Annotated in this window: 21 protein-coding genes and 3 pseudogenes; 14 read left to right on the top strand and 10 right to left on the bottom strand. The window is 72.2% G+C overall.

Going from position 1 to position 25,806, the window contains the following annotated elements:
- Window positions 1-65: 65 nt before the first annotated feature.
- Complete coding sequence (locus MM438_RS02050; RefSeq protein ID WP_241450129.1) at window positions 66-1,436, top strand: MBL fold metallo-hydrolase; 1,371 nt, start codon at window positions 66-68, stop codon at window positions 1,434-1,436.
- Window positions 1,437-2,136: 700 nt separating this feature from the next.
- Here the strand turns inward: MM438_RS02050 and MM438_RS02045 are convergent.
- Complete coding sequence (locus tag MM438_RS02045) at window positions 2,137-2,874, bottom strand: DDE-type integrase/transposase/recombinase (protein ID WP_241450128.1); 738 nt, start codon at window positions 2,872-2,874, stop codon at window positions 2,137-2,139.
- 277 nt (window positions 2,875-3,151) lie between these two features.
- Between MM438_RS02045 and MM438_RS02040 the strand changes: the two genes are divergently transcribed.
- From MM438_RS02040 to MM438_RS02015, 6 genes and pseudogenes are all read left to right on the top strand, one after another.
- Window positions 3,152-3,463: a transposase gene (locus MM438_RS02040; RefSeq protein ID WP_241450127.1), complete on the top strand. Its 312-nt coding sequence runs from the start codon at window positions 3,152-3,154 to the stop codon at window positions 3,461-3,463.
- 2 nt (window positions 3,464-3,465) lie between these two features.
- A pseudogene (locus MM438_RS17090) lies at window positions 3,466-3,834 on the top strand (IS3 family transposase); the annotation flags it as partial.
- Window positions 3,829-4,161 (top strand): annotated as a pseudogene (locus tag MM438_RS17085) (DDE-type integrase/transposase/recombinase); the annotation flags it as partial. The pseudogenes MM438_RS17090 and MM438_RS17085, both read left to right, overlap by 6 nt.
- A 67-nt stretch (window positions 4,162-4,228) precedes the next feature.
- On the top strand, window positions 4,229-5,647 hold the full coding sequence (locus tag MM438_RS02025) for an IS30 family transposase (RefSeq protein ID WP_241450126.1): 1,419 nt from the start codon (window positions 4,229-4,231) through the stop codon (window positions 5,645-5,647).
- Window position 5,648: 1 nt separating this feature from the next.
- Window positions 5,649-5,966: pseudogene (locus MM438_RS02020) on the top strand (integrase core domain-containing protein); the annotation flags it as partial.
- A gap of 64 nt (window positions 5,967-6,030) precedes the next feature.
- A complete protein-coding gene (locus MM438_RS02015) occupies window positions 6,031-6,234 on the top strand; it encodes a hypothetical protein (protein ID WP_241450125.1) in 204 nt (67 codons plus the stop codon).
- Between the two features lie 45 nt (window positions 6,235-6,279).
- Here the strand turns inward: MM438_RS02015 and MM438_RS02010 are convergent, their stop codons facing one another.
- Complete coding sequence (locus MM438_RS02010; RefSeq protein ID WP_241450124.1) at window positions 6,280-6,699, bottom strand: hypothetical protein; 420 nt, start codon at window positions 6,697-6,699, stop codon at window positions 6,280-6,282.
- A 158-nt stretch (window positions 6,700-6,857) separates the two neighbouring features.
- Entirely contained in the window at window positions 6,858-8,303 is a 1,446-nt protein-coding gene (locus MM438_RS02005; RefSeq protein WP_241450123.1) for an amino acid permease, read from the bottom strand.
- Window positions 8,304-8,477: 174 nt separating this feature from the next.
- Here MM438_RS02005 and MM438_RS02000 point away from each other — a divergent pair, with 174 nt between their 5' ends.
- On the top strand, window positions 8,478-9,821 hold the full coding sequence (locus MM438_RS02000; RefSeq protein WP_241450122.1) for an adenosylmethionine--8-amino-7-oxononanoate transaminase: 1,344 nt from the start codon (window positions 8,478-8,480) through the stop codon (window positions 9,819-9,821).
- Window positions 9,818-10,516 carry a dethiobiotin synthase gene (bioD, locus tag MM438_RS01995; RefSeq protein ID WP_241450121.1) on the top strand — a complete coding sequence of 233 codons (699 nt, stop codon included), beginning with the start codon at window positions 9,818-9,820 and terminating at the stop codon, window positions 10,514-10,516. The genes MM438_RS02000 and bioD overlap by 4 nt, the downstream gene beginning before the upstream one ends.
- A 90-nt stretch (window positions 10,517-10,606) precedes the next feature.
- On the opposite strand, the gene MM438_RS01990 is transcribed toward bioD, so the two are convergent.
- The 6 genes from MM438_RS01990 to clpB all read right to left on the bottom strand — a co-directional run bounded on the left by MM438_RS01990 (window position 10,607) and on the right by clpB (window position 19,794).
- Window positions 10,607-12,397 carry an ABC transporter permease subunit gene (locus tag MM438_RS01990; protein ID WP_241450120.1) on the bottom strand — a complete coding sequence of 597 codons (1,791 nt, stop codon included), beginning with the start codon at window positions 12,395-12,397 and terminating at the stop codon, window positions 10,607-10,609.
- 3 nt (window positions 12,398-12,400) lie between these two features.
- Window positions 12,401-13,912: an ABC transporter substrate-binding protein gene (locus MM438_RS01985; protein WP_241450119.1), complete on the bottom strand. Its 1,512-nt coding sequence runs from the start codon at window positions 13,910-13,912 to the stop codon at window positions 12,401-12,403.
- Window positions 13,909-15,231, bottom strand: coding sequence for an MFS transporter (locus MM438_RS01980; protein WP_241450118.1), 1,323 nt, complete (start codon window positions 15,229-15,231; stop codon window positions 13,909-13,911). Before MM438_RS01980 ends, MM438_RS01985 begins: the two co-directional genes overlap by 4 nt.
- Window positions 15,228-16,103, bottom strand: coding sequence for an ABC transporter ATP-binding protein (locus MM438_RS01975; protein WP_241450117.1), 876 nt, complete (start codon window positions 16,101-16,103; stop codon window positions 15,228-15,230). The genes MM438_RS01980 and MM438_RS01975 overlap by 4 nt, the downstream gene beginning before the upstream one ends.
- The gene (locus tag MM438_RS01970; protein ID WP_241450116.1) at window positions 16,100-16,921 is read right to left on the bottom strand and encodes an ATP-binding cassette domain-containing protein; all 822 of its coding nucleotides are present in this window, start codon (window positions 16,919-16,921) and stop codon (window positions 16,100-16,102) included. Before MM438_RS01970 ends, MM438_RS01975 begins: the two co-directional genes overlap by 4 nt.
- A 308-nt stretch (window positions 16,922-17,229) precedes the next feature.
- Window positions 17,230-19,794 (bottom strand): ATP-dependent chaperone ClpB, encoded by a 2,565-nt coding sequence (clpB, locus tag MM438_RS01965; protein ID WP_241450115.1) that lies wholly within the window; start codon window positions 19,792-19,794, stop codon window positions 17,230-17,232.
- A gap of 312 nt (window positions 19,795-20,106) precedes the next feature.
- Here clpB and MM438_RS01960 point away from each other — a divergent pair, with 312 nt between their 5' ends.
- The 5 genes from MM438_RS01960 to cls all read left to right on the top strand — a co-directional run bounded on the left by MM438_RS01960 (window position 20,107) and on the right by cls (window position 23,997).
- Entirely contained in the window at window positions 20,107-21,348 is a 1,242-nt protein-coding gene (locus tag MM438_RS01960) for an inorganic phosphate transporter (protein ID WP_241450114.1), read from the top strand.
- A 14-nt stretch (window positions 21,349-21,362) separates the two neighbouring features.
- Entirely contained in the window at window positions 21,363-21,668 is a 306-nt protein-coding gene (locus tag MM438_RS01955) for a hypothetical protein (RefSeq protein ID WP_241450113.1), read from the top strand.
- Between the two features lie 20 nt (window positions 21,669-21,688).
- Window positions 21,689-22,030 (top strand): DUF3349 domain-containing protein, encoded by a 342-nt coding sequence (locus MM438_RS01950; protein WP_241450112.1) that lies wholly within the window; start codon window positions 21,689-21,691, stop codon window positions 22,028-22,030.
- Between the two features lie 146 nt (window positions 22,031-22,176).
- Window positions 22,177-22,494 carry a DUF3349 domain-containing protein gene (locus MM438_RS01945; protein ID WP_241450111.1) on the top strand — a complete coding sequence of 106 codons (318 nt, stop codon included), beginning with the start codon at window positions 22,177-22,179 and terminating at the stop codon, window positions 22,492-22,494.
- Window positions 22,495-22,503: 9 nt separating this feature from the next.
- A complete protein-coding gene (gene cls / locus MM438_RS01940) occupies window positions 22,504-23,997 on the top strand; it encodes a cardiolipin synthase (protein ID WP_241450110.1) in 1,494 nt (497 codons plus the stop codon).
- A 64-nt stretch (window positions 23,998-24,061) separates the two neighbouring features.
- On the opposite strand, the gene MM438_RS01935 is transcribed toward cls, so the two are convergent.
- Window positions 24,062-25,789 carry a PHP domain-containing protein gene (locus tag MM438_RS01935; protein ID WP_241450109.1) on the bottom strand — a complete coding sequence of 576 codons (1,728 nt, stop codon included), beginning with the start codon at window positions 25,787-25,789 and terminating at the stop codon, window positions 24,062-24,064.
- Between the last annotated feature and the right edge of the window lie 17 nt (window positions 25,790-25,806).

Raw genomic sequence — 25,806 nt, 5'->3', positions numbered from 1 at the left:
CCGTCGAGTCCGCACCCCGCTGCCGGACCGTCCGGACGGTCCGCGGCCCTTCTGGAAGGACGCTCATGATCTTCACGCAGCACTACCTGGACTGCCTGTCCCAGGCGTCGTACCTCGTCGCGGACGAGGGCACCCAGCAGGCCGTCGTCGTCGATCCCCGCCGTGACGTCACCGAGTACCTCGAGGAGGCGAGCACCCGGGGCTTGACGATCGTCGGCATCATCAACACGCACTTCCACGCCGACTTCGTGTCCGGGCACCTCGAGCTCGCCGAGAGCACCGGGGCGTGGATCGGGTATGGCGACGCCGCATCCCCCGAATTCGCGCACCGCAGCCTGAGCGACGGCGAGCGCGTCAGCCTCGGCGACGTGACGCTCCAGATCATGAGCACCCCGGGCCACACGCCGGAGTCGATCTCCGTGCTGGTCTTCGAGCACGCCGACGACGAGACGGCCTACGGCGTCCTGACCGGCGACGCGCTGTTCATCGGCGACGTCGGGCGCCCCGATCTGCTCGCCTCGGTGGGCACGACCGCCGACGAGCTCGCCCGCCAGCTCTACGACTCGGTCCAGCACAAGCTCATGGCCCTCAGCGACGCCGTGCGCGTCTTTCCCGCGCACGGTGCCGGGTCCGCGTGCGGCAAGAACCTCTCCACCGAGCGGCAGTCCACCATCGGCGAGCAGCGGCGCACGAACTACGCGTGCCGGCCGATGAGCGAGGACGAGTTCGTCGCCGTCGTCACCGAGGGCCAGCCTGCCGCTCCCGCCTACTTCGCCTACGACGCCGCGCTGAACAAGCAGCAGCGCCCCACCCTCGACCGGCGCCCGGTTCCGGCGCTGGACGAGGAGGCCCTGCGCCAGGCCCTGACCGGCGGCGCCGTCGTCGTGGACACCCGTCCCACGGCCGAGTACGCCGCAGCCCACCTCGTCGGATCGGTCAACGTGCCTGCCGACGGGCGCACCGCCGAGACCGTCGGCATGCTCCTGCGCCCCGACCAGCGCATCGTCCTGGTTGCTCCCGAGGGCCTCGAGCAGACCAGCGCCACCCGCCTGGCCCGCATCGGGTACGACCATGTCCTGGGCTATCTGCCCGACCTCGCCGCGCACCTTGACGCCAACCCCGAGGCTGTCGCACACGCCAGCCGGTTGCGCGTCGACGAGCTCGACACGGTTCCCGCCGACGCCCAGCTCATCGACGTGCGCGGCCCCGGAGAGGTCGCCGACGGCACCATCCCCGGTGCCACCAACATCCCCCTGCCTCAGCTCGCGCAGCGCCTCGCCGAGCTCGACCCCACCCGCCCCGTCGTGGTCTCCTGCGCCAGCGGGTGGCGCTCCAACGTGGCCGCGAGCTACCTGCGCCATGCCGGCTTCGCCGACGTCTCCGACCTGATCGGCGGCTACGACGCCTGGGCCGCAGCCCGGTCGTCGGCTGGCTGATCGCCTCGCGTGAGCCTGCCCCTGACCCCAGGGCCCCGGAGCCTCTTCCATGTTGGCTGGCGCTGTTACGTGGGTCGGCGTGGTGACGTGGGACGGATCGAAGCTCCTGGGAGGAGGCGGGGATCGAACGAGATCGTCGCTGTGCCAGGAGCTTCGCTGCGCTTGCCCTGCCCCGGTCGAGCTGCCCGTGCCCCACCACCGCCCACCGGATGCTCACGACCGCGCCGGCCGCGGGTATCGGCACGGCGACGACGTACCCGCACGTCCTCCAGGACTGTCAGGTCCTTCGCCGACATGGCCCCCACCCTCGGTCAGGCGCTCGAACAGGCACGCTCGAAGGCCTACCTCGGTGCAGGATCGGCACCGCCACCGGGGACCGACCACGTGCGGACCAGACCCAAGAACGCGGACCGGGCCCACCACGGCGGCAAGACCAGACGGCACGGCATGAACGTCCAGGTCATCGCCTCGTGCAGGGGTGGCGTGCTGTGGTGCTCCCCAACGGGCCCGAGCGCCCGTCACGACATACGCGCCGCCCGAGAACACCACCTGCCCCAGACCCTCGCACCCCTGACCGCCCAGGGTGTCCTCGTCCTGGCGGCCAAGGGCTGCACCGGGCAGCGGCGCCCGGATCACCACTCCCATCCGTGCCGTCCACCGCCACCCCACGACCGGCCTGTTCCAACGCCGGTGTCCCGCGTCAAGTAGTTGGCAGGATTTCGGGTGCGGGAAAGGTGGGGATGGTCGGGTCGGCCAGGCCGTGGTGGACCTCTGCGGGCCGGTTCCACGCGAGGTGTTCGTGCGGGCGGACGGTGTTGAACTCGACACGGAAGGCGTCGGCCTCGCGGACCAGGCCGAGAGCGTCGTCGATCTGCTCGCGGTAGAGCCTCTCGTACTTCAACGACTGGAAGGCCCGCTCGCGGACACCGTTCTGCCCAGGCGTCCGCACGCGCGTGCGGACATGGCGCAGCTCGGGGTGGGCCGTGATGAAGTGCTCGAACCGGAACGAGCGGAACGGTCCGCCGTTGTCGGTGACCAGCGTGATCGGGACGATCTCACCAGTGTCAGGATCCGTCGGATGGTCGACGAGCGTGACGCCGTCGAGCATCGCTTCGGCCTCCGCCAGGGCCAGCTCGACCCCGGCGATCGCGTCGTGCTGGTTCGCGGTGGGTGACCAGTGCCAGCCGAACTCGTACTTGCTGAAGTAGTCCACGACCCCGGCCACGCGCCAGGTCCCACCGCCCGTGGTCTCGTACTCGGAGAAGTCGAGCTGCCAGACCTGGTTCGGCCCCGTGGGTGGCGCGGCGAACGCGGCCTTGCGCTGCTTGGCGAGCTCCCGACGCTGTCTCTGGTAGTCAGCCCGCAGCAGCAGCCCTTCATCGGCCATGATCCGCAACACCGTCGATGGCGACACCTGGTGCCCGTCGTGACGGACCATGGTCCAGATCTTGCGGTGCCCCCCAGGCGGGATGCTGGTTCGCCATGGCAGCGACCGCGGCCCGGTTCTGGTCACGCGCTGGCGCCGGCCACGGACCCTTCACCCGCTGACCGGCTCGGGCTCTGGCTTGCCGACGTCGCCAGGTCCGTTCGGGAATGTCGAGCAGCTCGCAGAACCTCGCGGTCGACATTCCCTCGTCGATCCGGATCACCTCGAGGTGAAGCGTTCGGGTGGCGTGGCCGGGGGTTTGCGGGTCTGAACCGGAAGGATCGGATCCATGCCGAAGAAGTACGACGAGCACACCCGCGCGCGGGCGGTCAGGTTGGTGCGTGAGCAGCGGGCTCACTACCGGTCGCGGACCGAGGCCTGTGAGGCTGTCGCGAAACAGGAAGGCGTCGCGAAGGAAACCCTGCGCCGCTGGGTCGCCCAGGACGACGTCGACACCGGCGCCAAGGCGGGGGTCACCAGTGAGGAACACGCTGAGAACGCTCGCCTACGTGCTGAGGTGAAGAAGCTCCGCGAGCAGGTCGAGATCCTCTCGGCCGCAACGACTTTCTTCGCGGGAGCGCTCGACTCCCGCAAGCGCTGATCATGGACTTCATCGACTCCATGAGGGCCAAGGGGTACGCGGTCGAGTCGGTCTGTCAGGTCCTGACCTCTCAGGGCTGTCAGGTCGCCGCGCGCTCCTACCGTCGCTGGTCAGCAGCGACCCGTGACGACGCCGCCCGGGCACGAATCATCTCGAGCCGGGCCCTGGACCTGGCCTATCTCATGAACGAGATCCATTGCAGCGCCTACCGGTTCGAGGCACGCGCCGGTGAGCGGGGCCGGTGGGTCCTGACGCCCGAAGGCTTGTACGGGCGCCGCAAGATGCACGCCCTGCTCCTGCGCGCTGGGCATGACGTGTCCTACGGGCGGGTCCACACCGCGATGAGCGCATTGGGCCTGGCCGGGGTGCGACGCGGCAAGAAGGTCAGGACCACGATCCCGGGCAAGGACGGTCACCGTGCCGGTGACCTGCTCAACCGGGACTTCACCGCCGACGCGCCGAACACGAAGTGGGTCATGGACTTCACGTATGTCCGCACGTGGGCCGGGTTCTGCTACGTCGCGTTCGTCCTGGACTGCTACTCGCTGCGGATCGTCGGCTGGCACGTCGCATCCACCAAGACGACTCCGCTGGTCATGACGCCCTTGCGGATGGCGGTGTGGGAACGCGAACGCCAGGGCCACCCCGTCGCGCCCGGGCAGCTGGTCTCGCACAGCGACGCCGGCTCGCAGGGCGGATTCAACTGGTCGTCGCAACACCCTGAGCAGGAGGGTGGTGCGGGTCGTGGCGACCGGGCATTGGAGCATGAGGACCGGCGATGTGCCCGAGGGGGTGCGTCGGCAGTGGCGTGCTGATCGGGCGTTGCGGCCGCCGATGCGTTCCCCGGGCCGTCCGCAGCCGTCGCGGGCGGTGCAGCGGGAGTTCTGGCGGGTGATCGCGACGGGGGTCACGACCGCGCAGGCCGCGTTGGTGGTGGGCGTGTCCGTGCCGGTGGGGATGCGGTGGTTTCGTCACGCTGGGGGGATGCCACCGCTGAGTCTTGGTGCCCCGTCCGGGCGGTATCTGTCGTTCGAGGAACGTGAGGAGATCGCGATCCTGCGTGCCCAGGGGGCGGGGGTGCGCTCGATCGCCCGACAGCTTCAGCGCGACCCGGGCACGATCAGTCGTGAGCTGCGCCGCAACGCCGTTACCCGTGGTCATCGGTTGGAGTACCGGGCTGTCGTGGCGCAGTGGAAGGCTCAGGAAGCGGCCAAGCGGCCGAAGGTCGCGAAGATGGTCACGAACCCGCGGCTGCGCGCCTACGTCCAGGACCGGCTCGCCGGGCAGGTCTGCCACCCGGACGGCACGGTCGTGGCCGGCCCGGACGCCGGCGAGTGGAAAGGGTTGAACAAGCCCCGACGCGCTGACCGGCGCTGGTCGAGGGCGTGGAGCCCCGAGCAGATCAGCCAACGGTTGTCGATCGACTTCCCCGATGATGAAGGCATGCGCATCAGCCACGAGGCGATCTACCAGGCGTTGTACATCGAGGGTCGTGGCGCGCTCAGACGCGAGCTGGTGGCCTGCCTGCGTACCGGCCGAGCGCTGCGTCACCCGCGCGAGCGGTCCCGGAACAAGGCCCAGGGACACGTCACCCCCGACGTCGTCCTCAGCCAGCGGCCGCCTGAGGCCGCCGACCGGGCCGTGCCGGGGCACTGGGAAGGCGACCTGATCATCGGGACGGGCCGCTCGGCGATCGGGACGCTGGTCGAGCGGCACAGTCGCGCCACGATCCTGGTCCACCTACCCCGGCTGGAAGGGTGGGGCGAGCAGCCCCCGGCCAAGAACGGCACCTCACTGGGCGGGTACGGCGCCGTCGCGATGAACCAGGCCCTCACGGCCGCGATCAGCGACCTGCCGCAGCAGCTGCGCACGACGATCACCTGGGACCGCGGCAAGGAGCTGTCCGGGCACGCCGCGTTCACGATGGCGACCGGCACCCGGGTGTTCTTCGCCGACCCACACTCGCCCTGGCAGCGGCCCACGAACGAGAACACCAACGGGCTGCTGCGCCAGTACTTCCCCAAGGGCACCGACCTGTCCCGCTGGACCGCGACCGACCTACAGGCCATCGCGTACACCCTGAACAACCGGCCCCGCAAGGTCCTCGGATGGAAGACACCCGCAGAAGTGCTCGGCGAGCACTTACGATCGCTGGAACAAGCCGGTGTTGCATCGACCGGTTGAACCCGCCCAGTACACAAGCCTGGCCTTCACCGAGCACCTCGCCCTCGAAGGGATCGCCGCATCGATCGGCACTGTGGGCGACGCCTACGACAACGCCCTCATGGAATGCGAGATCGGCCTGTACAAGACTGAGTGCATCGCCACCGACGTGTTCCACGACGGCCCATACCGCACCCTGGCCGACGTCGAGTACGCGACCGCCGGATGGGTCTTCTGGTACAACAACGACCGCCTGCACTCAAGCCTGGGACACCGACCCCCGGTCGAGTACGAGAACGACTACTACACCCTCAACCAGCCCCAAGAAGCACTCGCATAGCCCCGGCCACCGCGCCCGAACGCTTCACTGGGTCATCGAGAACCGTCTCCACCTCGTCCGGGACGTGACCTTCGACGAGGACCACCACCAGCTACGCACCGACACCGCACCCCACACCATGGCCACCCTGCGTAACACCGCGACCAACCCGCTCCGCGCCGCCGGCGCCCCCAACACCAACGCCGCCGCAGCCGCAGCCGACCGACGCGTCGAGCACGTCCTCACCCTCCTCGAACACGCCCAGGCCACGGACATCACGAGCCGGTGAACGATGAACAGGCCCTGAGGTCAGCCCCAGCACAGCGAGGGCGTCTCAGGACGCGGGGCGGGGCGACGACAGGTAGGTCTCCGCCGCCGAAGGCGTGTCGCAGACCCTCGCCCAGGCATCTCGCTCCCTGGCGACGATCTCCAGCTCCCAGACGCATCCGATGGCGCCGGGGCGGTGCGCGGACACTGCTGCCGGGTCGTGCAGCGGTGAGGTCCAGCATCTCTGCACCAGGTCGAGCCCGTCCCACAGGTGGGCGAGGACGAAGTTGGCCGGCCGGGCCCGGTGGTAGACGACGAACCCGGGCGCGCCGGGAAGCTCCCTGGCGAACGCCTCGATCAACGGTCGAGCAGCCATCCGCAGCTCCGGGTCGACCCAGGTGCCGGCGACGGCGATCTCGTGATCGCGCAATGCGCAGGGACCGAACCTGTCGACGCCGATGCAGCGAGTCGGCCGGACAGCCACCATGGGCTCCATGATACACCTGACCTGCGCGCCACCGCACCGATCTGGACGGGGTCACGGGACCGGGCCCGCCGGTTGGGCGCCCCGGACGAGCCCGGTATGACGGAGGGCTCGCCACGGTGCACCGTGGCGAGCCCTCCGTCATACGGCTGGGGTCCGGGTCAGTGGACGGCCTCGCTCGTCGTGTCGTCGTGGCGGACCTTGCCGCGGATCGCGAACCAGCCGACGGTGAGCAGCACGAACCACAGCGGCGTGACGAGGAGCGCCTGCAGGGTGTCCTTCTCCTGGGTGAGCAGGACCAGGACGACGCCGAAGAACGCCAGCACGACGTACGGCATGAAGGTCGCGCCGGGCATCTTGTAGACGCTGCGGGCGTGCGCCTGCGGGTGGCGGCGAAGGTAGACGACGTAGCTGAGCAGGATCAGCGACCAGACGAAGATGAACAGCACCGCCGAGATCGTGGTGACGACGGTGAAGGCCCCCATCACGGAGTCGTTGAGCATCAGCAGGATCGAGGTCGCCACCAGGATGACGGAGATGAACAGGCCGTTCTGGGGGACCTTGCGCGGGGAGAGCTTGCCGAAGGCCGCGGGGGCCATGCCCTTGTGGGCCAGGCCGTAGAGCATCCGCGAGGTGGAGAAGAGCCCCGAGTTGCAGCTCGACGAGGCCGAGGTGAGGACCACGAAGTTCATCATCGTGGCGGCCGCGGCCAGGCCGGCCAGGCTGAACAGGTTGACGAAGGGCGACTGCGCCGGGTCGATCTTGTCCCAGGGCGTCACGGTCATGATGACCAGCAGGGCGAGGACGTAGAAGATGATCACGCGGATCGGGATCGAGTTGATCGCCTTGGGCAGCGTCGTGACCGGGTCCTTGGTCTCGGCCGCGGTGGTGCCGACGAGCTCGATGCCGACGAACGCGAACACCGCGATCTGGAAGCCGGCGGCGAACCCGCTCAGCCCCTTGGGGAAGAACCCGCCGCGGTCCCACAGGTAGCTCAGCGAGGCCTTGGTGCCGTCGGGCGAGGTGAACACCGTGACGAGCATCCAGATGCCCATGATGATCAGCGCCACGATGGCGACCACCTTGATGATCGCGAACCAGAACTCCATCTCGCCGAAGAGCTTGACGGTCAGCAGGTTCAGGAAGAGCAGGAAGGCCAGCATGGCGAGCGCGAGGACCAGCGACAGGGGCTTCATGTCGCCGGGGTGGTCGGGGTTGACCCAGAAGTTCCAGTAGCCCGCGACGGCGATGATCTCGGCCATGCCGGTCACGACCCAGCACAGCCAGTAGGTCCAGCCGGACATGAATCCGGCCCAGGGGCCGAGCATCTCGGCGGAGAAGTCCTGGAAGGACTTGTAGTCCAGATCGTGCAGCAGCAGCTCGCCCATGGCGCGCATGACGAAGAAGAGCATCACGCCGACGACGACGTAGACGAGCAGGATCGACGGACCGGCCGCGTGGATCGTCTTGCCCGAGCCCATGAACAGACCGGTGCCGATGGCGCCGCCGATCGCGATGAGCTGGACGTGACGGTTGGACAGGTTGCGCTGGAGCTGCTCGCCCGAGGCGTGGGGTTGCCCGGACGGGTGCGCATCGACGGTTGCCATGCTGACCTCGCTGTCGTGGTGGGGCCCCTGCGGCTCGTGGGGCGACTGTGGCGTAACCCTATGCGGGTGAGCGCATCTCTCCCCAGGTGAGAGCCGGTATGGCGAGCCCTTGTGACCGACCCGACATCTGCGGGCCGCCACCGAGGCGGGAGCGGGGCTCGGCATACTGGACTCATGAACACCGTTCAGGAGGGGTCGACCGCCGAGCTGCTCGCCTGGGACGGGGAGCACCTGTGGCATCCCTACTCCACCTTCCCCGCGACCGGGGACCCCTGGCTCGTGCGCTCCGCCCGCGGCGTGCGGCTCACCCTCGAGGTCGACGGCGCGCAGCGGGAGGTCGTCGACGCGATGTCGTCCTGGTGGTGCGCGGTGCACGGGTATGCCGTGCCCGAGCTGGACGCGGCCGCGCGCGAGCAGCTCGGCCGGATGTCCCACGTGATGTTCGGCGGGCTCACCCACGAGCCGGCGATCCGGCTGGGGCGCCGCCTGGTCGAGCTGGCCCCCCGGCTCCCCGGCGCGGTCGGGTCCCCGCTGCAGCACGTCTTCCTCGCCGACTCCGGGTCGGTCTCGGTCGAGGTGGCGCTCAAGATGGCCTGGCAGCACCACGTGGCGCTGGGACGGCCGCGACGGCGCATGTTCACGGTGCGCGGCGGCTACCACGGCGACACCTTCGCCCCGATGTCGGTGTGCGACCCGGTCGGCGGGATGCACGCGCTGTTCACCGGGGTGCTGCCGGAGCAGGTCTTCGCCCCCCGCCCGCCCGCCGGTCTGGACCGCGACGGGTCCGACCCCGAGACGGCGGCCTGGGAGCGCGAGGTGCGGGCGCTGTATGCCGAGCACGCCGACGAGGTCGCCGCGGTCGTGGTGGAGCCGCTGCTGCAGGGAGCAGGCGGGATGCACGTCTGGTCGCCGTACGCCGTGCAGGTGCTGGCCTCCCTGGCCCGGGAGTCGGGCGCGCTGCTGGTGCTCGACGAGATCGCGACCGGCTTCGGGCGCACCGGGACGCTGTGGGCCGCCGACCGCTGCGGCGTGGTGCCGGACATCATGACCGTCGGCAAGGCGCTCACCGGCGGCTACCTCACGCTGGCCGCCACCTTGTGCACCCGCGAGGTCGCCGAGACCGTGAGCGGCGGGACGGCCGGGGCTCTGATGCACGGCCCGACCTTCATGGGCAACCCGCTGGCCTGCGCGATCGCGCTGGCCTCGCTGGACCTGCTGCAGTCGCGGGGCTGGGTGCAGGACGTCGCCCGCATCGAGGCCGGGCTCGCGAGGGGGCTCGCGCCGGCGCGCGAGCTGCCGCACGTGGCCGACGTGCGGGTGCTGGGCGCCGTCGGGGTGATCCAGCTGGACGAGCCGGTGCAGGTGCGCGAGGTGACCCGGGCTGCGCTGGACCGGGGAGTGTGGGTGCGGCCCTTCCGCGACCTCGTCTACACGATGCCGCCGTACGCCTGCACCGACGAGGACGTCACCACCATCTGCCAGGCCCTCGTGGGGGCCGTGAAGGAGTGTCACCCATGAGCCCCGCCCCGATCATCGTCGTCACCGGCACCGGCACCGACGTCGGCAAGACCATCACCACCGCGGCGCTCGTCGTCGGCCTGCGGGAGCAGCGGCTGCGCGTCGTCGTGGTCAAGCCCTGCCAGACCGGGCTGCAGCCGGGCGAGGACGGCGACCTGGCCGTCGTGGACCGGCTGGTCGGCGGCGTCGAGACCGTCGAGCTCGTCCGCCTGCCCGACCCGCTCGCTCCCGACGCCGCCGCCCGGCACGCGGGCCTGGACCTGCCGCCGGTGCCGGTGCTCGCCTCCCAGGTGGCCCAGGTCGCCCGCCGCGACGACGTGGACCTGGTGCTCGTGGAGGGCGCGGGCGGGCTGCTCGTCCGCCTCGACCTCGCCGGGGGAACCGTCGCCGACCTGGCGCTGTGCCTGCAGGAGCTCGGCCTCAAGGTCGGGGTGGTGGTCGTCGCCGCCGCCGGGCTCGGCACTCTCAACCACGCTGCGCTCACCGCCGAGGCGCTGCAGCTGCGCGGGCTGGACTGCCTCGGCTTCGTCATCGGCTCGTGGCCGCAGGACCCGGGGCTCGCCGAGCGGCTCAACGTCGACGACCTGCCCGAGGTGACCGGCGCCCCGCTGCTCGGCCGGGTCCCCGAGGGCGCCGGGTCGTGGGACCCGCAGACCTTCCAGGACCGGGCGGGAGCCTGGCTGCCGATCCTCTGACGGACGCCAGGCCGTGTCCGGACCCACGCCGGACCGGACACGGCCCGGCCCACCCGAGCAAGGCACCGCGGCCCGCATGTCGGCGTGCCCTCAGCGCCCCGCCGGGCCGACGGACCGGGAGGGCGTGAGCGCCAGGGTCGCCACCAGGCCCAGCAGCACGAGGCCGAGCGCCGGGGCCGCGACCACCCAGGGGGCCCGCTCGGCGTGCGCCACCGAGTCGGCGAGCAGCTTGCCCCACTCCGGCGAGTCGTGGCCCGCCCCGAGCCCGAGATAGCTCAGGCCGGTCAGCGCGAGGGCGAGGTGCGGGACCCGGATCACGGCGTGCCCCAGCACCGGTCGCAGCACCACCGGCAGCAGGTGGGTGCGCAGGATCCACCACCGCCCGGCGCCCGCGACCAGCGCCGCCTGGTGGAAGCCCGAGGCCCGCGCCTCGGTCGCCAGGGTGCGAGTGTGCACGGCCAGCGGGATCCAGCCGACGAGGCAGACGGCGACGCACGCGCTCGGCAGGCCCGGCCCGGCGACGGCCGCGACGACGATGCCCATGAAGACCGAGGGCACGGCGTTGAGCACGTCGGTGACACCGGCGCCCCGGCCCGAGGAGCGCAGGCCCACGAGCAGCCCCACCACGAGGCACGCCGCGCTGAGGACGACGGCCAGGCCGATGGTCTCCACCGCCCCGTGACCGACCCGGGCCCACACGTCGCGGCCCACGTGGTCGGTGCCCAGCGGGTGCGCCCAGGACGGGCGCAGGTGGCGGGCGGCCGGCTCGATCGCCGCCTGGCGCGTCATACCGCCGAGGACCAGCACCAGCAAGGCGCCCGCCGCGAGCCACCAGGCGATGCCGAGCCGGCCCCTGCCCTCGGGGCGAGGTCCGGAGACCACGCCCCGACCGGCACCGAGCGCGGGCCCGGTCATGGCCCGGTGGCAGAGCACCCCGGCGGCACCGACCGCCAGGCCCGTGACCACGAGCACCACCGCGCACGCCTGCACCATCGGGATGTCCTGGGACAGCGCAGCGTTCAGCGCGAGCCGGCCCAGACCCGGTATGGCGAAGGTGTCCTCCACCACCACCGCCGCCCCCACCAGCCCGGCGAGCAGCAGCAGCACCTGGGGCAGGACCACGGCGACGGCCCGGTGCGCCACCGCCAGGCTGGTCCGCAGGGGACGGGCGCCGTTGGCCTGCCAGGTGCGGGTCCAGGCCTCGGCCGCCACGTCGTCGACGGCGAGCGCCAGCACCCGGGTGAGCACCCCGACCGCGCAGACGGCGAGGGTGGCCACGGGCAGGACCAGGTGCGCGGCCGTGGTCCACCCCGTGGCCGGCAGGAGGTGCAGGTGCAGGGAGACCACGACGACGAGCAGGACCGCGACGACGGCCTCGGGCAGGGCGGCCAGCGAGGCGACGACGGTGGTGAGGACGTCCCGACGCCGCCGGTCGCCGGACCCGGCCGCCAGGATGCGGGGCGTCACCAGGACCAGCGCGATCGCCAGGGCGGCGAGCGCCGACAGGCCCGCCAGCGTGAGCGACACCCCGAGCGCCCGCAGGGCCGCGGGGGCGACGGGGCCGCCGCCGACCCAGGAGGTGCCCAGGTCGCCGCGCAGCGCCCGCGCTCCCCAGCGCAGGGCCCCGGTGACGGGGTCACCGGCCAGGTCGAGCTCCTGCCGGACCGCCGCCAGCGCCGCGGGGTCCGCGACCCGCTCGACCTGACGGGCCCGCAGCACCGTCTGGGCGGGGTCCTGTCCGGACAGCCAGGGCAGGCACCCGGCGAGCAGCACGACGGCGGCCACCGAGCCGACGAGCACGGCGAGCGGACGCAACGCGAGGAGCAGCGCCGCGCCGCGGCCGGCGCGACGGACGCCGCGGCCGACGGGATGCGCACCCACGGCTCAGCGCGCCAGGGCGGTCTGCTCGGTGACCATCCGCCACTCGAGCGGGTCATCGCTCAGGCCGGTCACGCCGGCGACCCGCCCGATGCGCACCCGCTCGTGCACCAGCGGGACGTAGGCCGCGGTCCCGAGCATGCGTGCCTCCGCGGCGAGGGCGGCCGTGCGTCGGGCGGCGACGTCGGGCAGCGACGACCCTTGGGCGACGAGGGCGTCCAGGTCGCGGTCGCACAGGTGGGACTGGTTGAAGGTCCCGGCACAGGTGAAGTCGCTCTGCAGCCCGGACAGCGGGTCGGCCGCCTGGCTGAGGTACATCCGGGACCCGATCACCGCGTCGTAGGTGCCCGCCGCGATGTCCCGCTCGAGCAGGGTGTAGCTCTTGACCACGGGGGCGTCCACGACGAACCCGGCCTTGCGCAGCTGGTCGGCCACCACCGTCGCGGCCTCGGGCAGCTCGGGCCGGTCGGTGTAGGTCGCCAGCGTGATCCGCTGCCCGTTCACGGCGCCCGCGGCCGGGAAGGTCGGCGCCGGGCGGCTCTGCGCCCACGCCGTGTCGCCGCGGAAGAAGCCCCGGGCCGGGTCGGCCTGGCCCTCGAAGACGCCCGTCGCGACGGCGGCGGGGTCGATGGCCGCCCGGGCCGCCACCCGCAGCGCCGGGTCGGCGAAGGCGCCCTTGGCGGCGTTGAGGTGGATGCCGGTCGTGCGGGGCACCGGTCGCGAGACCACCTTGTCCGCTCCCACGTTGGCGATCTGGGCGATGGGGACGTTCTGGATCACGTCGACCTGGCCGTCGCGCAGGGCGGCGGTCCGGGCGTCGGCCTTGCCGATGAACCTGATGTCCAGGCCGGCCAGCCGCGGGCGGCCGCCCCAGTAGGTGGGGTTGGCGTCGGCCTTGGCCTCGGACGCTCCGGTCACGCCGACGAGCCGGAAGGGGCCGGTGCCGGCTCCGGTCGGGTCAGGGCGGTTGGGGTCCTTGGCATAGGCCTTGGGCGCCAGGATGGCCAGGTCCGGGTTGCCCAGCCGCTGGACCAGGACCGGGTCCGGACGGGCGGAGGTGACCTCGACCGTGTCGGCGCCGACGGCCTTGACCGTGAGGGGGCGGCCGCTCACGGTCTCCGGCGCCGGCTTCGCCGAGATCGCCCGGGTGAGGGCGCCCGCGACGGCCTGGGCGTCCATCGGGGTGCCGTCGTGGAAGGTCACGCCCTTGCGCAGCACGAACCGTGCGGTCCGGTCGCCCACCATCGAGAAGCTCTGGGCCAGCGCCGGCTGCGGGGTCCCGTCCTTGTCGAAGCGGACGAGGGACTCGGTGATCCCCGCGCGGGTGAGCAGCACCGCGTCGTCGCTGTAGGGCGAGAGCCCCGCGACCGGTGGGAAGTTGAGCGCGACCCGCAGCCGGGGCGCAGATCCGGAGGAGGAGTCCTGGGCGGAGCTGCCCCCCGGCATGCAGCCGCCGGCGAGCAGCACGGCGAGGGCGATGGGGAGGGTGGTGCGGGCGCGGCGCCGGCGATGGGTCATGGCGTCTCCTGGAGGGGTGGGGTGGACGGGGATGGGCACGAGAGGCAGTCCGTCGCGGTGGCGGCGGGCAGCCGGCGCAGCACGGCGGGCATGCCGGCGGCCGACGCCGCAGGGAGCGCGGCCAGCACCGCCCACGGGATCCACGCGCCGGGGGCGGGCGAGCGGGCGAGGTCGAGCAGTCCCCCGACGGCGCTGCTCACGACCAGGACGGCGAGGCCACCGAGGGAGGCGAGCGCCCCGAGATAGGCCCCGAGGCGGCGCTCGTGGGCGGTGCGGGCGACGACGTCGCGCACGACCGGGCCGGTCAGCATCGAGCCCAGGTGCAGGAGCACGACCATGAGGACCGGGGCGGCGTAGGCCGACATACCGCCGGACGGCACCCAGGGTGCGGCCAGGGCGACGGGCACGAAGCACAGGGCGTGCAGGGCGTGCCCGGTCACCAGGCGGCGTTCGATCGACCAGGTGCCGGTCGCGCGGGTCACCGGGACCTGCAGGGCGATGGTCAGGACGGCGGCGAGCACGAAGAACCAGGTGATGGCCGACGAGGGGGCCCCGATCCGCTGCAGCTCGACGGGCAGCGCGAGGTAGAGCATCGCGTAGGACACCAGGGCGGTGGAGCTGAGCACCGCGAAGGCCAGGAAGCCGCGGTGCCGCACGAGCGTCGCCAGCGTCTCCCCGACCCTGGTCGGCTCCCCGGCCCGGCAGCCGGTCGGCAGGTGACGCACGTGGGCCAGGAGGATCCCGACGAAGATCGCCGCCGCGACCAGGCAGGTGGTCCGGAAGGGCACGCCGAGCAGCACCCCGCCGAGCACCGGGCCGATGACCGACCCGGCCTGGCCGCAGACCGTCTCCAGGGCGAGGACCTCGGTGCGGGGCGGGCCACCGGCGCGCTCCAGGTCACCGGCCCAGGCGGCGATCGCGGACTCGGTGGCCGGGGAGAACAGCGCAGCCGCCAGGCCCACGAGCAGGACGCCGCCGATCACCCCCGGCAGGGAGCTCGCCAGGCCGAGGAGGACGAAGCCCACGACCCGGATCGCGCAGCCCACGACGATGGACCGCTTGATGCCGACCTGGTCGGCGATGGCGCCGCCCAGGACGAACAGCCCCTGCTGGGAGAAGGTCCGCAGCCCGAGGACCACACCGATCAGCCACCCGGCCAGGTGCAGGTCGTGCTCCAGGTGCGCGGCCAGGAAGGGGACGACGAGGTAGAAGCCGACGTTGAAGGCGACCTGGGTCAGCAGCAGCAGGCGCAGCGGCCCGGGCAGCTGCGGCCACAGGGGCCGCCGCACGGACTGCTCCGGCGCGAGGAGGGCGGTCATCGCGGCTCCAGGATCCGGGGCTGGCGAGGGACGGCGCTCACCAGCCGCCGGGTGGTGAGGTGCGCAGGGGCGGTGAAGACCTCCTCGACGGGTCCCGCCTCCACGAGTCGGCCCCGGTCGAGCACCGCGACCGACTCGCAGGTGTGGAAGACCGCCCCGAGGTCGTGGGAGACGAGCACCAGCGCCACGCCCGCGAGCTCGCAGGTCTCCCGCAGCATCTGCAGCACCCGCCAGCGCACGGTGGCGTCGAGGGCGGACACCGCCTCGTCGGCGAGGACGACCTCGGGCCGGGGGGCGAGGGCCCGCGCGATGGCCACCCGCTGCCGCTCCCCGCCGGAGAGCTCTCCCGGGCGGCGGGACGCCATGGCCGCGGGCAGGCCGGCGAGCTCGAGGCACTGCGCCACCCGGGCCGCCCGGGCCTCGCGGACCTCGGAGCCGGCGCGGCCCGGCCTGCGTCCTGGTGCTGGGCCGTAGGCCGGCTCGCGGCTCGGATGCAGGTCCAGGCAGCGCAGTGGCTCGGCGACCACGTCGCCCACGCGCAGGTGGGGGTTGAGCGAGGTGGAGGGGTCCTGGGGCACGAGCTGGACCCGGGAGCGGAACCACGGCATCCGGGTCCCGGCCGTCACCGCCCGCCCGTCGAAGGTCACGGTCCCGGTGTCGGGTCGCTCCAGGCCGAGCAGGATCCGCAGCAGCGTGGTCTTGCCCGAGCCGGACTCCCCCACGACACCGAGCCGCTCGCCCCGGTGCACCTGCAGGCTGACGTCGGTCAGTGCGGCCACCTCGCCCCGGCCGCGCAGGCGTTCGGCCAGGGAGGGAGCGGGATAGCGGCGGGTGAGGCGATCGGCGACGAGAAGGGGCTCGGCCACCGTCATGCGGGCACCTCGACCAGCGCGGGCCCCACCTCGCACCGGGCGCACCGCTGCGGCAGGGCGGAGGCGTGGGTGGCAGCCAGCAGCTCGACCACCTCGGGCTGGTCGGTGCGGGCGAGGACCTCGTCGACCGGCCCGGCGGCGAGCACGCGGCCGGAGCCGAGGACCACCAGGTCGGTGCAGACCTGGGCGGCGACCGCCAGGTCGTGGGTGATCAGCACGAGGGCGCGGTCGCCGGCGAGCTCGGTGAGCAGGGGCAGCACGTCCGCCTGGACGGACACGTCGAGGGCGGAGGTGGGCTCGTCGGCGACGAGCAGGGTCGGGTCCGCGGCGAGGGCGAGGGCGATGGCCACCCGCTGCCGCTGCCCGCCGGACAGGTCCCCCGGCCGGCGCCGGGCCACCCGGGCCGGATCGGGCAGGCGGACGGCCTCGAGCAGGTCGAGGGCGCGTCGCGTCGCGTCGCGGCGGCCGACGCCGGTGGCGCGCAGCGGCTCGGCCACCTGGTCGCCGACCCGGACCAGCGGGTTGAGCGCGGATCGCGGGTCCTGGGCGACCAGCGCCACGGTCGCGCCGCGCAGCCGCCGCCACCCCGCCTGGTGCAGCCCGCTGGTGGGTCGCCCCTGGAGCAGCACCTCGCCGCTCCACGACGCGGACGCCGGGAGCAGGCCCAGCATCGCCGACGCGGTCAGCGTCTTGCCCGAGCCGGACCCGCCGATGATGCCGAGCCGGTGGCCAGGGTCGACCCGCAGGCTGACGTCGTGGAGCGCTCGGACGCTCCCGAAGTCGACGCACAGCGACCGCACGTCCACGACGGGTGGCACATCATCGCTAAAGGTAACCGTTCTCATTATCTTTGATAATGACAGAGCCCCCGAGGACTGTCCACCTGGCTGTCCACCCGCTGACCGGCATACGTCCGCACCGCCGGCGCCCCTGCCCGACCCGACCCACCCGCACCCCACCCTCTGGGGCCAGGCTGGCCGCGAAATGTACGTCATGGGCCCTCTTTGAACGTTCCTCGGGGCCAGCCTGGCCCTTGGCGGATGCACGGCCGCCCGCCCCCGGGGCACCGGAACGGGGTCGGCCCACCTCGTCACGAGGCGAGCCGACCCCGTCGGTCACGCCCAGGTCAGCGCAGGGTGAGCGCGTCCGCGTCGTCGTCGCGGTCCACCACCACGGTCTGCCCGTCCCGCACCCGCCCGGACAGCAGCGCCGTGGCGAGCCGGTCACCGATCTCGCGCTGCACCAGCCGGCGCAGCGGCCGAGCGCCGTAGGCCGGGTCGTAGCCCGTCAGCGACAGCCACTCCCGGGCCGCCGGCGTCACCTCGAGCCGGATCCGGCGGTCGGCCAGGCGACGACCCATCTCGTCGACCTGCAGCCCCACGATGTGACCGAGCTCGTCGGTCGACAGCGGCTCGAAGACCACCGTCTCGTCCAGCCGGTTGAGGAACTCCGGCTTGAAGGCCGACCGCACCGTCGTCATCACCGCCTCGCGCTTGGCCGTCTCCTCCATCGTCGGGTCGACGAGGAACTGCGAGCCGAGGTTGGAGGTCATCACCAGGATGACGTTGCGGAAGTCCACGGTCCGCCCCTGACCGTCGGTCAGCCGGCCGTCGTCGAGGACCTGCAGGAGTATGTCGAAGGTCTCCGGGTGGGCCTTCTCCACCTCGTCGAGCAGCACGACGGAGTAGGGCCGGCGCCGCACCGCCTCGGTGAGCTGGCCGCCCTCCTCGTAGCCCACGTAGCCGGGAGGAGCACCCACGAGCCGGGCCACCGAGTGCCGCTCGGAGTACTCCGACATGTCGATGCGGACCATCGCCCGCTCGTCGTCGAAGAGGAACTCCGCGAGCGCCTTGGCCAGCTCGGTCTTGCCGACGCCGGTGGGTCCGAGGAACAGGAACGAGCCGGTCGGGCGGTTCGGGTCGGCGACGCCGGCCCGCGAGCGGCGCACCGCGTCGGACACCGCCTGCACGGCGGTGGCCTGGCCGATCAGGCGCCGGCCGAGCATCTCCTCCATGTGCAGGAGCTTCTCGGTCTCGCCCTCCAGCAGGCGCCCGGCGGGGATACCGGTCCACGCCGAGATGACCTCGGCGATGGCGTCGGCGTCCACCTGCTCCTGGACCATCGGGCCCCCGGCGGCGGCGGACGCCCCGGCGGCCTCGGACTCGGCGGCCTGGGCGGCCTCGACCTCCCGCTCCAGGGCCGGGATCTCGCCATACAGGATCGGGGCAGCCTCGTCGAGACGACCCTCGCGCACCATGACCTCGGCGCGGGAGCGCGCCTCGTCGAGGCGGGCCTTGAGCTCGCCGACCTTGTTGAGGCCGGCCTTCTCGGCCTCCCACCGGGCGTTGAGCCCGGCCAGCTCCTCCGACCGGTCCGCGATGTCCTGACGCAGCCGCGCGAGGCGCTCGCGCGAGGCGTCGTCGCGCTCGGCCGACAGGTGCAGCTCCTCCATCCGGAGCCGGTCGACCTGGCGGCGCAGCTCGTCGATCTCGACGGGCGAGGAGTCGATCTCCATCCGCAGCCGGGACGCGGCCTCGTCGACGAGGTCGATGGCCTTGTCGGGCAGCTTGCGGCCGGTGATGTAGCGGTCGGAGAGGGAGGCGGCGGCGACGAGGGCGGAGTCGGCGATGGCCACCTTGTGGTGCGCCTCGTACCTCTCCTTGAGCCCGCGCAGGATCGCCACGGTGTCCTCGACCGACGGCTCGCCGACGAGGACCTGCTGGAAGCGACGCTCGAGGGCGGAGTCCTTCTCGATGTTCTCGCGGTACTCGTCCAGCGTGGTCGCGCCGATGAGGCGCAGCTCGCCGCGGGCCAGCAGCGGCTTGAGCATGTTGCCGGCGTCCATCGAGGAGTCGCCGGAGGCCCCGGCGCCGACGATGGTGTGGATCTCGTCGATGAAGGTGATGACCTCGCCCTCGGACTGCCGGATCTCGTCGAGCACGGCCTTGAGCCGCTCCTCGAACTCGCCGCGGTACTTCGCGCCGGCCACCATGGCGCCGAGGTCGAGGGAGATCAGCCGCTTGCCGCGCAGCGACTCGGGGACGTCGCCCGCGACGATGCGCTGGGCCAGGCCCTCGACGACGGCGGTCTTGCCGACGCCGGGCTCGCCGATCAGGACGGGGTTGTTCTTGGTGCGGCGGGAGAGCACCTGGACGACGCGGCGGATCTCGGAGTCGCGGCCGATGACGGGGTCGAGCCTGCCGTCGCGGGCGACCTGGGTCAGGTCGGTGCCGTACTTCGCGAGCGACTCGAAGGTGCCCTCGGGGTTGGCGGAGGTGACCTTCTGACCGCCGCGGACGACGGGGATCTGCTCCTCTACGGCGGCCGGGTCGAGCCCGAAGGACCCGGCCCGGGCGATCGCGAGCAGCAGGTGGTCGGTGGAGACGTGGGTGTCACCCATCGCGGCGGCGGCGTTGCCCGCCTGCTGCAGCACGGCCTGGGTGGCCTGGGACGCGGTGGGGGTGGCGGTGCTGCCGGTGACGGTGGGCAGCGAGGCGAGGGCCTGGGCGGCAGCGACCCCGACGCTGCGGGCGTCCGCGCCGGTCGCGGCGACCAGCGGGCCGGTGGTGGTGTCCTGCTGGGCGAGCAGGGCCACGAGCAGGTGGGCGGGCTCGACCTGCGCGTGGTGGGCGCTGGTCGCGTCGTGCACGGCCGCGTTGACGGCCTCGGCTGCCTTGGTGGTCAGCTCCATGGGGCGACTCCTGGTCGGATCGGGTCGGCAGCGGCCTGCGGCCACTGGTGCGGTATGCCGAAGCTCGGCTCGCCCTGGTCAACGGACGCAGAGTTGAGCGTATTCCGCTCAAGGCCAGCACGACCGACCTCACCGGGGGTGGTCCTACCTCCCCAGTATCCACCTGCGGTGATCACTTTCCGTTCCTTATACGCTGCAGAAAGTGAAAGACACACAACGCCATGCAACGAGCAGGTGAACACTTGGCGTGACCAGGGGGAGCACTCGGTCGCGAGGTCGAGAGCATTCCGCCCAGCACCCAACAATGTTGCCGTGGACGTTTCGCTCATCCTTCTCGTGCTGGTCGTCATCACGGCCCTGGCCTTCGACTTCACCAACGGCTTCCACGACACCGGCAACGCGATGGCCACGTCCATCGCCACCGGTGCCCTCAAGCCCAAGACGGCGGTCGCCCTCTCCGGCGCCCTCAACCTCATCGGCGCCTTCCTCTCCGTGGAGGTCGCCCTCACCGTCACCAACGCCGTCATCAAGATCCAGAACAAGGACGGCTCCCCGATCACCTCGCTCATGGCGAACCACGGGCAGTCGCTCCTGCTGATCGTGCTCGCCGGCCTCATCGGCGGCATCGTCTGGAACCTCCTGACCTGGCTGCTCGGCCTGCCCTCCAGCTCCTCCCACGCCCTCTTCGGCGGCCTGATCGGCTCGACCATCGCGGCGATGGGCTGGACCGGCGTCAAGTGGAACGGTGACGGCAGCAAGCTCGACGGCGTCGTCGGCAAGGTCGTCATGCCGGCCCTGGTCTCGCCGTTCATCGCGGCGCTGATCGCCTCGGTCGGCACCTGGCTGATCTACAAGATCACCGAGGGCGTCAACGAGCGATGGAAGGAAGGCGGCTTCCGCTGGGGGCAGATCGGCTCCGCCTCGCTCGTCTCCCTGGCGCACGGCACCAACGACGCGCAGAAGACCATGGGCGTCATCACCCTCGCGCTCATCGCCTACGGGTCGCACACCGACACCCACTCGGTCCCCTTCTGGGTCAAGCTGTCCTGCGCCCTCGCGATCGCCCTCGGCACCTACCTCGGCGGCTGGCGCATCATCCGCACGCTGGGCAAGGGCCTGGTCGAGATCTCCTCCCCGCAGGGCATGGCCGCCGAGTCCGCCTCGGCCGCGACGATCCTCGCGTCCAGCCACCTCGGCTTCGCGCTGTCGACCACGCACGTGGCGACCGGTTCCATCCTGGGCACCGGCATCGGCAAGAAGGGCGCCGAGGTCCGTTGGGGCGTCGCCGGCCGCATGCTCGCCGCCTGGTGCATCACCCTCCCGGCCGCGGCCGTCGTGGGTGCGGTCATGTACTTCATCGGCCACACCATCGGTGGGATCGTCGGCGTCGTGGTCATCTTCGCGATCCTGTGCGGTCTGTCCGGTTACATGTGGCACCGCTCCCGGCAGAAGCCCGTGGACCACAACAACGTCAACGCCGAGTGGGACGACCGGGACGACGCCGCGGAGGCGATCGCCGCCAGCTCCCACCCCGTCGCCGCCACCCACGTCTGAGAGGACCGTCACCCATGAAGAACCTCGAGCTCCTCTTCGACGCCGCCTGGAAGGTCCTGGCCGTCGGCCTGGTCCTCGGGGCCGGCCTGCCCGCCCTCTTCGCCGTGGGCATCAAGTCGATGGCGTACGGCGTCGGCGGCTCCGCCGAGATCGACAGCGCCGCCACGCCGCACCCGGTCGGCCGGGTCGTGGGGATCCTGTGCTTCGCCGTCGTGGCCGCCGCCATCCTGACCGGCATCACCATCATCGTGGCCTCGGGCTTCGGCAAGGCCGTCGACTTCAGCCACGTCTACCCCACCATCGTGGACAAGAAGCACTGAGCAGGACAGAGTCGGTCGTCATGCAGAGCACCGTGCTGACCCGGATCATCGACTGGCTGCGGGCGGGCTATCCGCAGGGCGTGCCGCAGCAGGACTACATCGCCCTCTTCGGCATCCTGCACCGCGACCTCACCGAGCAGGAGGTGCTGGAGGTCGCCGAGGAGATGACCAGGCACCGCGAGCCAGGCACCCAGGTCTCCCGGGCGCAGATCGAGGAGCGGATCCGCCAGGCCGTCCACGAGCGGCCTTCCGCCGAGGACGTCCAGCGGGTCGCGAGCCGGCTGGCGGCCGGGGGGTGGCCGCTGGCGCCGGCCGAGGCGGCGTCACATTCACGAGACAACAGTTCAACCGAGAGTATTTGACGTCATACTGGACGTAACGTCCACGGCGACGGGGCGCTCGGCACCGCACGGTGCCGCAGCGCCCTTCCGTCGTCCAGGGACGACACCGCCACGCCCCCGCAGGTCGAGCACCCAGCCGGTCACCGGCCCCACCCGAGGACGACACCATGAATCACTACCTGGAGCGCGTCATCACCTGGCTCCGCGCCGGATACCCCGACGGGGTGCCGGCCACCGACTACCAGCCCATGCTGGCCCTCCTGCGCCGCCGCCTCAGCGACCCCCAGGTCGAGGAGCTGGGTCAGGAGCTCGTGCGCCGCGGACTGGTCCCCGCCGACCGCGTCGACGTCGGGGTGGGCATGACGAGGGTCATGGCCGAGCTGCCGAGCCACGAGGAGATGGTCCGGGTGAGCGAGCGGCTGCTGGCCGAGGGCTTCCCCGTCTCGGTGGAGGAAAGCCCCTCCCCGGGTGGCCCCACCGGCTAGCCTGCGAAGGTGGAGTGGGTCTACGGCTGGTGGGGATGGTTCGACTGGCCGCCCACCGGGGGCAACCTGTGGGTCTACCTCGTCATCCTGCTGGACCTGGCCTTCCGCGTCGTCGCCGCTGCCGTGGTCTCCAACGACCGCCGACCGGCCAGCGCCGTCGCGTGGTTGCTCGCGATCTTCCTCGTGCCCTTCGTCGGGCTCTTCGCCTACGCGCTGATCGGCTCCCCCAAGCTCCCCCGCCGCCGCCGCAACAAGCAGCGCCGGGTCTCCGAGGTGATCCTCCAGCGGACGGCGGACATCGACACCCAGGGCCCGGACTCGGCGCCGCCGTGGCTCGAGCCGGTCACGCGGATGAACCGCCGGCTCGGGGCGATGCCCATGGTCCCGGGCTGCGAGGCCACCCTGGAGCCGGACTACCTGCTGTCCTTCCAGCTGATGATCGACGAGATCGACGCCGCCGAGGACTTCGTGCACGCCGAGTTCTACATCCTGTCCGCGGACGAGACGACCGAGCCGGTCTTCGCCGCGCTGGAGCGGGCCGTGGCCCGCGGGGCCACCGTGCGGGTGCTCTTCGACCACCTGGCGTCCCTGCGTATCCCGGGCTACCGGGCCACCCTGGCCCGGATGGAGCAGGCCGGGGTCCGCTGGGCCCGGATGCTGCCGTTCACGCCGTTCAAGCGCGAGCTGCTGCGGCCGGACCTGCGCAACCACCGCAAGCTGCTCATCGTCGACGGGCGGGTGGCCTTCGTCGGCTCGCAGAACCTCATCGACGCGCGCTACGGCAAGCGGCAGAACCGTCGCCTCGGGCGCGAGTGGCGGGACATCATGGCGCGCTTCGGCGGGCCCATCGTCCAGGAGCTCGACGCGGTGTTCCGCACCGACTGGTACTCCGAGACCGACGAGCTGCTCGACGTCGCCGACCCGCCCGTCGACGTCCTGGAGCAGCCTGGGCGCCTGTATGCCCAGTGCGTGCCGAGCGGGCCCGGGTTCGACGCGCAGAACAACCTCAAGCTGTTCAACTCGCTGATCTACAACGCCAACGAGTCGGTGCGGATGGTGAGCCCCTACTTCGTGCCGGACGAGTCGATCCTGATGGCGATCACGACCGCGGCCGAGCAGGGCCTGGACGTCGAGCTGTTCGTCTCCGAGCAGGGCGACCAGCGGATCGTGCACCACGCACAGCGGTCCTACTACGGCCTGCTGCTGCAGGCAGGCGTACGGATCTGGATGTACCCCCCGCCCTACGTCCTGCACGCCAAGACGCTCACCGTCGACGGCCAGACCTCGGTGGTCGGCTCGTCGAACCTCGACATGCGGTCCTTCCAGCTCAACCTGGAGGTGTCGGTCCTGGTCGAGGGTGAGGACTTCGGTCAGGACCTGGCGACCTACGAGGACGAGCTGCGCGCCGCGTCCCGCCCGCTCACCCTGCTGGAGTGGCAGCGGCGCCCGTGGCACCAGAAGGTCGCCGACGGCTTCTGCCGGCTCGCCTCGGCCCTGATGTGACCAGGGTATGCCGGGGAAGACCTGCGTGGTCACCCCCGGCATACGACCTGCCCCGGGTCCGTGGTCAGCGGACGTCGACGAAGACGGGGTTGGTGTAGAACCACGTGTCGACCCACGGGTTGCCGGCGTCGGTGGCGCCGTCGTGCGGGATCGGGCCGTGGGGGTCGACCGCCGCGCCCAGGGGCCCGGCGCCGTGCCGGTTGCCGTCGCTGCCCCGCAGGCGAAGGTAGCCGGAGGTGGTGGCCACGAAGGCGTGGGTCAGGTGGACCTCGCCACGCCTGCCGGTGGTGTCGAAGGTCCGGGTGACGCGGGTGTCGGGGGCCTTCCAGGTATCGCGGTCGGCGACCGGGCCGGTGACCTTGCCCTGGATGATGTCGACGTGCGCGAGCCGGGGGGTGATCCCCCAGGCGTTGGCGTAGGTCGTCGGCCGGATGTGGATGGTGATGACCACCAGGCTGCCACGCAGGGCCGTGACCCGGCCGCCGAGCGTGGCGACCTCGCGCCGGCCGTGGGGGCCCTGGGCGGTGACGGTGACCTCGACCTGGTTGACCAGGTGGCCGTGGTCGACCCACGAGCGCCCCTCGCGCAGGGCCCGCATGACGTCGCGGTAGGTCGCGCGCTCCACGCCGGTGTGGTTGCGGCTGAACTTGCCGGGCCAGTAGTCCGCGCCGCCCTGGGGGTCCGCGGTCGGCACCGGGTCGGGACGACGACCCATCGTGTCGAAGCTCTCGCCCGCCGGGTAGTCGCCCACGCGGGTGCGGTCGCGGGACTCGTTGTGGTGGTCGGAGTTCGAGGTGATCCAGTAGGGCCTGCCCTCGGCCAGCATCGAGTCCCACAGCCCTCCGACGACCGACGTCGCCCAGTCGAAGCCCCCGCGCGTGCGGTAGGCCTCGAGCGGGTAGCCCGGCCAGGAGTAGGGCGAGGGGGCGTTCTCGTACTCCCCGCGCTGGTAGGAGGGGTCGCGGTTGGTCCCGAAGGCGCCCGCCTGCGCGCCGGGCGCACCCTCCATCCCGATCATGATCTCCGGCGCCGCGTCGCGCCAGGCCCGCAGCTCGTGCGGGGAGTCGATGCCGAGACGCAGCGGGTGGTTGGCGAGGACGAGCACGTCGTCGACCACGCCGCGGCGGCGCTCGCCGGCCAGCCACTGCAGCGCCTGCACCGCCTTGGCCTCCCACTCGGCGACCTGCGGGGTGCCGGGGGCGGGCTTCTCCCACTTGTTGAGCTTGCCGTCCCACTGCTTCTCGAACTGGCGGATGAGCTCGACGTCGTTGGCGCCGGGGGCGACCATGACGGTGCAGTGCTCCGCCGCGGGGATGTACCACTCCAGCCCCTGGAAGACGAGCAGGCCCGGGTTGGCCGCCCGCACCCGCTCGAGGATCGCCTTCTCGAGGTAGGCGCCCTTGTCGTAGTGGGCGAAGTTGGCGTGCTCGGTGAAGACCATCCAGTCGACGCCGAACTCCCGAGCCTTGGCGACCTGGGTGTCGACGAGGTACTTCGCGTCGTGGGAGAAGACCGTGTGCACGTGGTGGTCGCCCACCAGCCACCGGTAGCCCTTGCCCGGGCCCCGCCCGGCGGAGGCGGCGCTCGCGGACCCGAAGGCCCCTGGCAGCAGGCCCGCCCCGAGGGCGGCGGCGCCTGCGCCCGCGATCAGGCCGCGCCGCGAGGGGCCCGCAGGGCGCTGCGGGGCCAACGGCGTCACCGGCTCGTCCCAGTCGGCGGGGATCGGGTGGTCGTGGTCGTGCGAGCCGTCGCGGCACATGGGGTGTTCGCTCCTTGGGTCGGTGGAGGGCATGGGTCCTCCCTGCGGAC

The sequence above is a fragment of the Arsenicicoccus dermatophilus genome, from assembly GCF_022568795.1.
Classification (GTDB): domain Bacteria; phylum Actinomycetota; class Actinomycetes; order Actinomycetales; family Dermatophilaceae; genus Arsenicicoccus; species Arsenicicoccus dermatophilus.
This window is presented reverse-complemented; position numbering and strand designations above follow the sequence as displayed.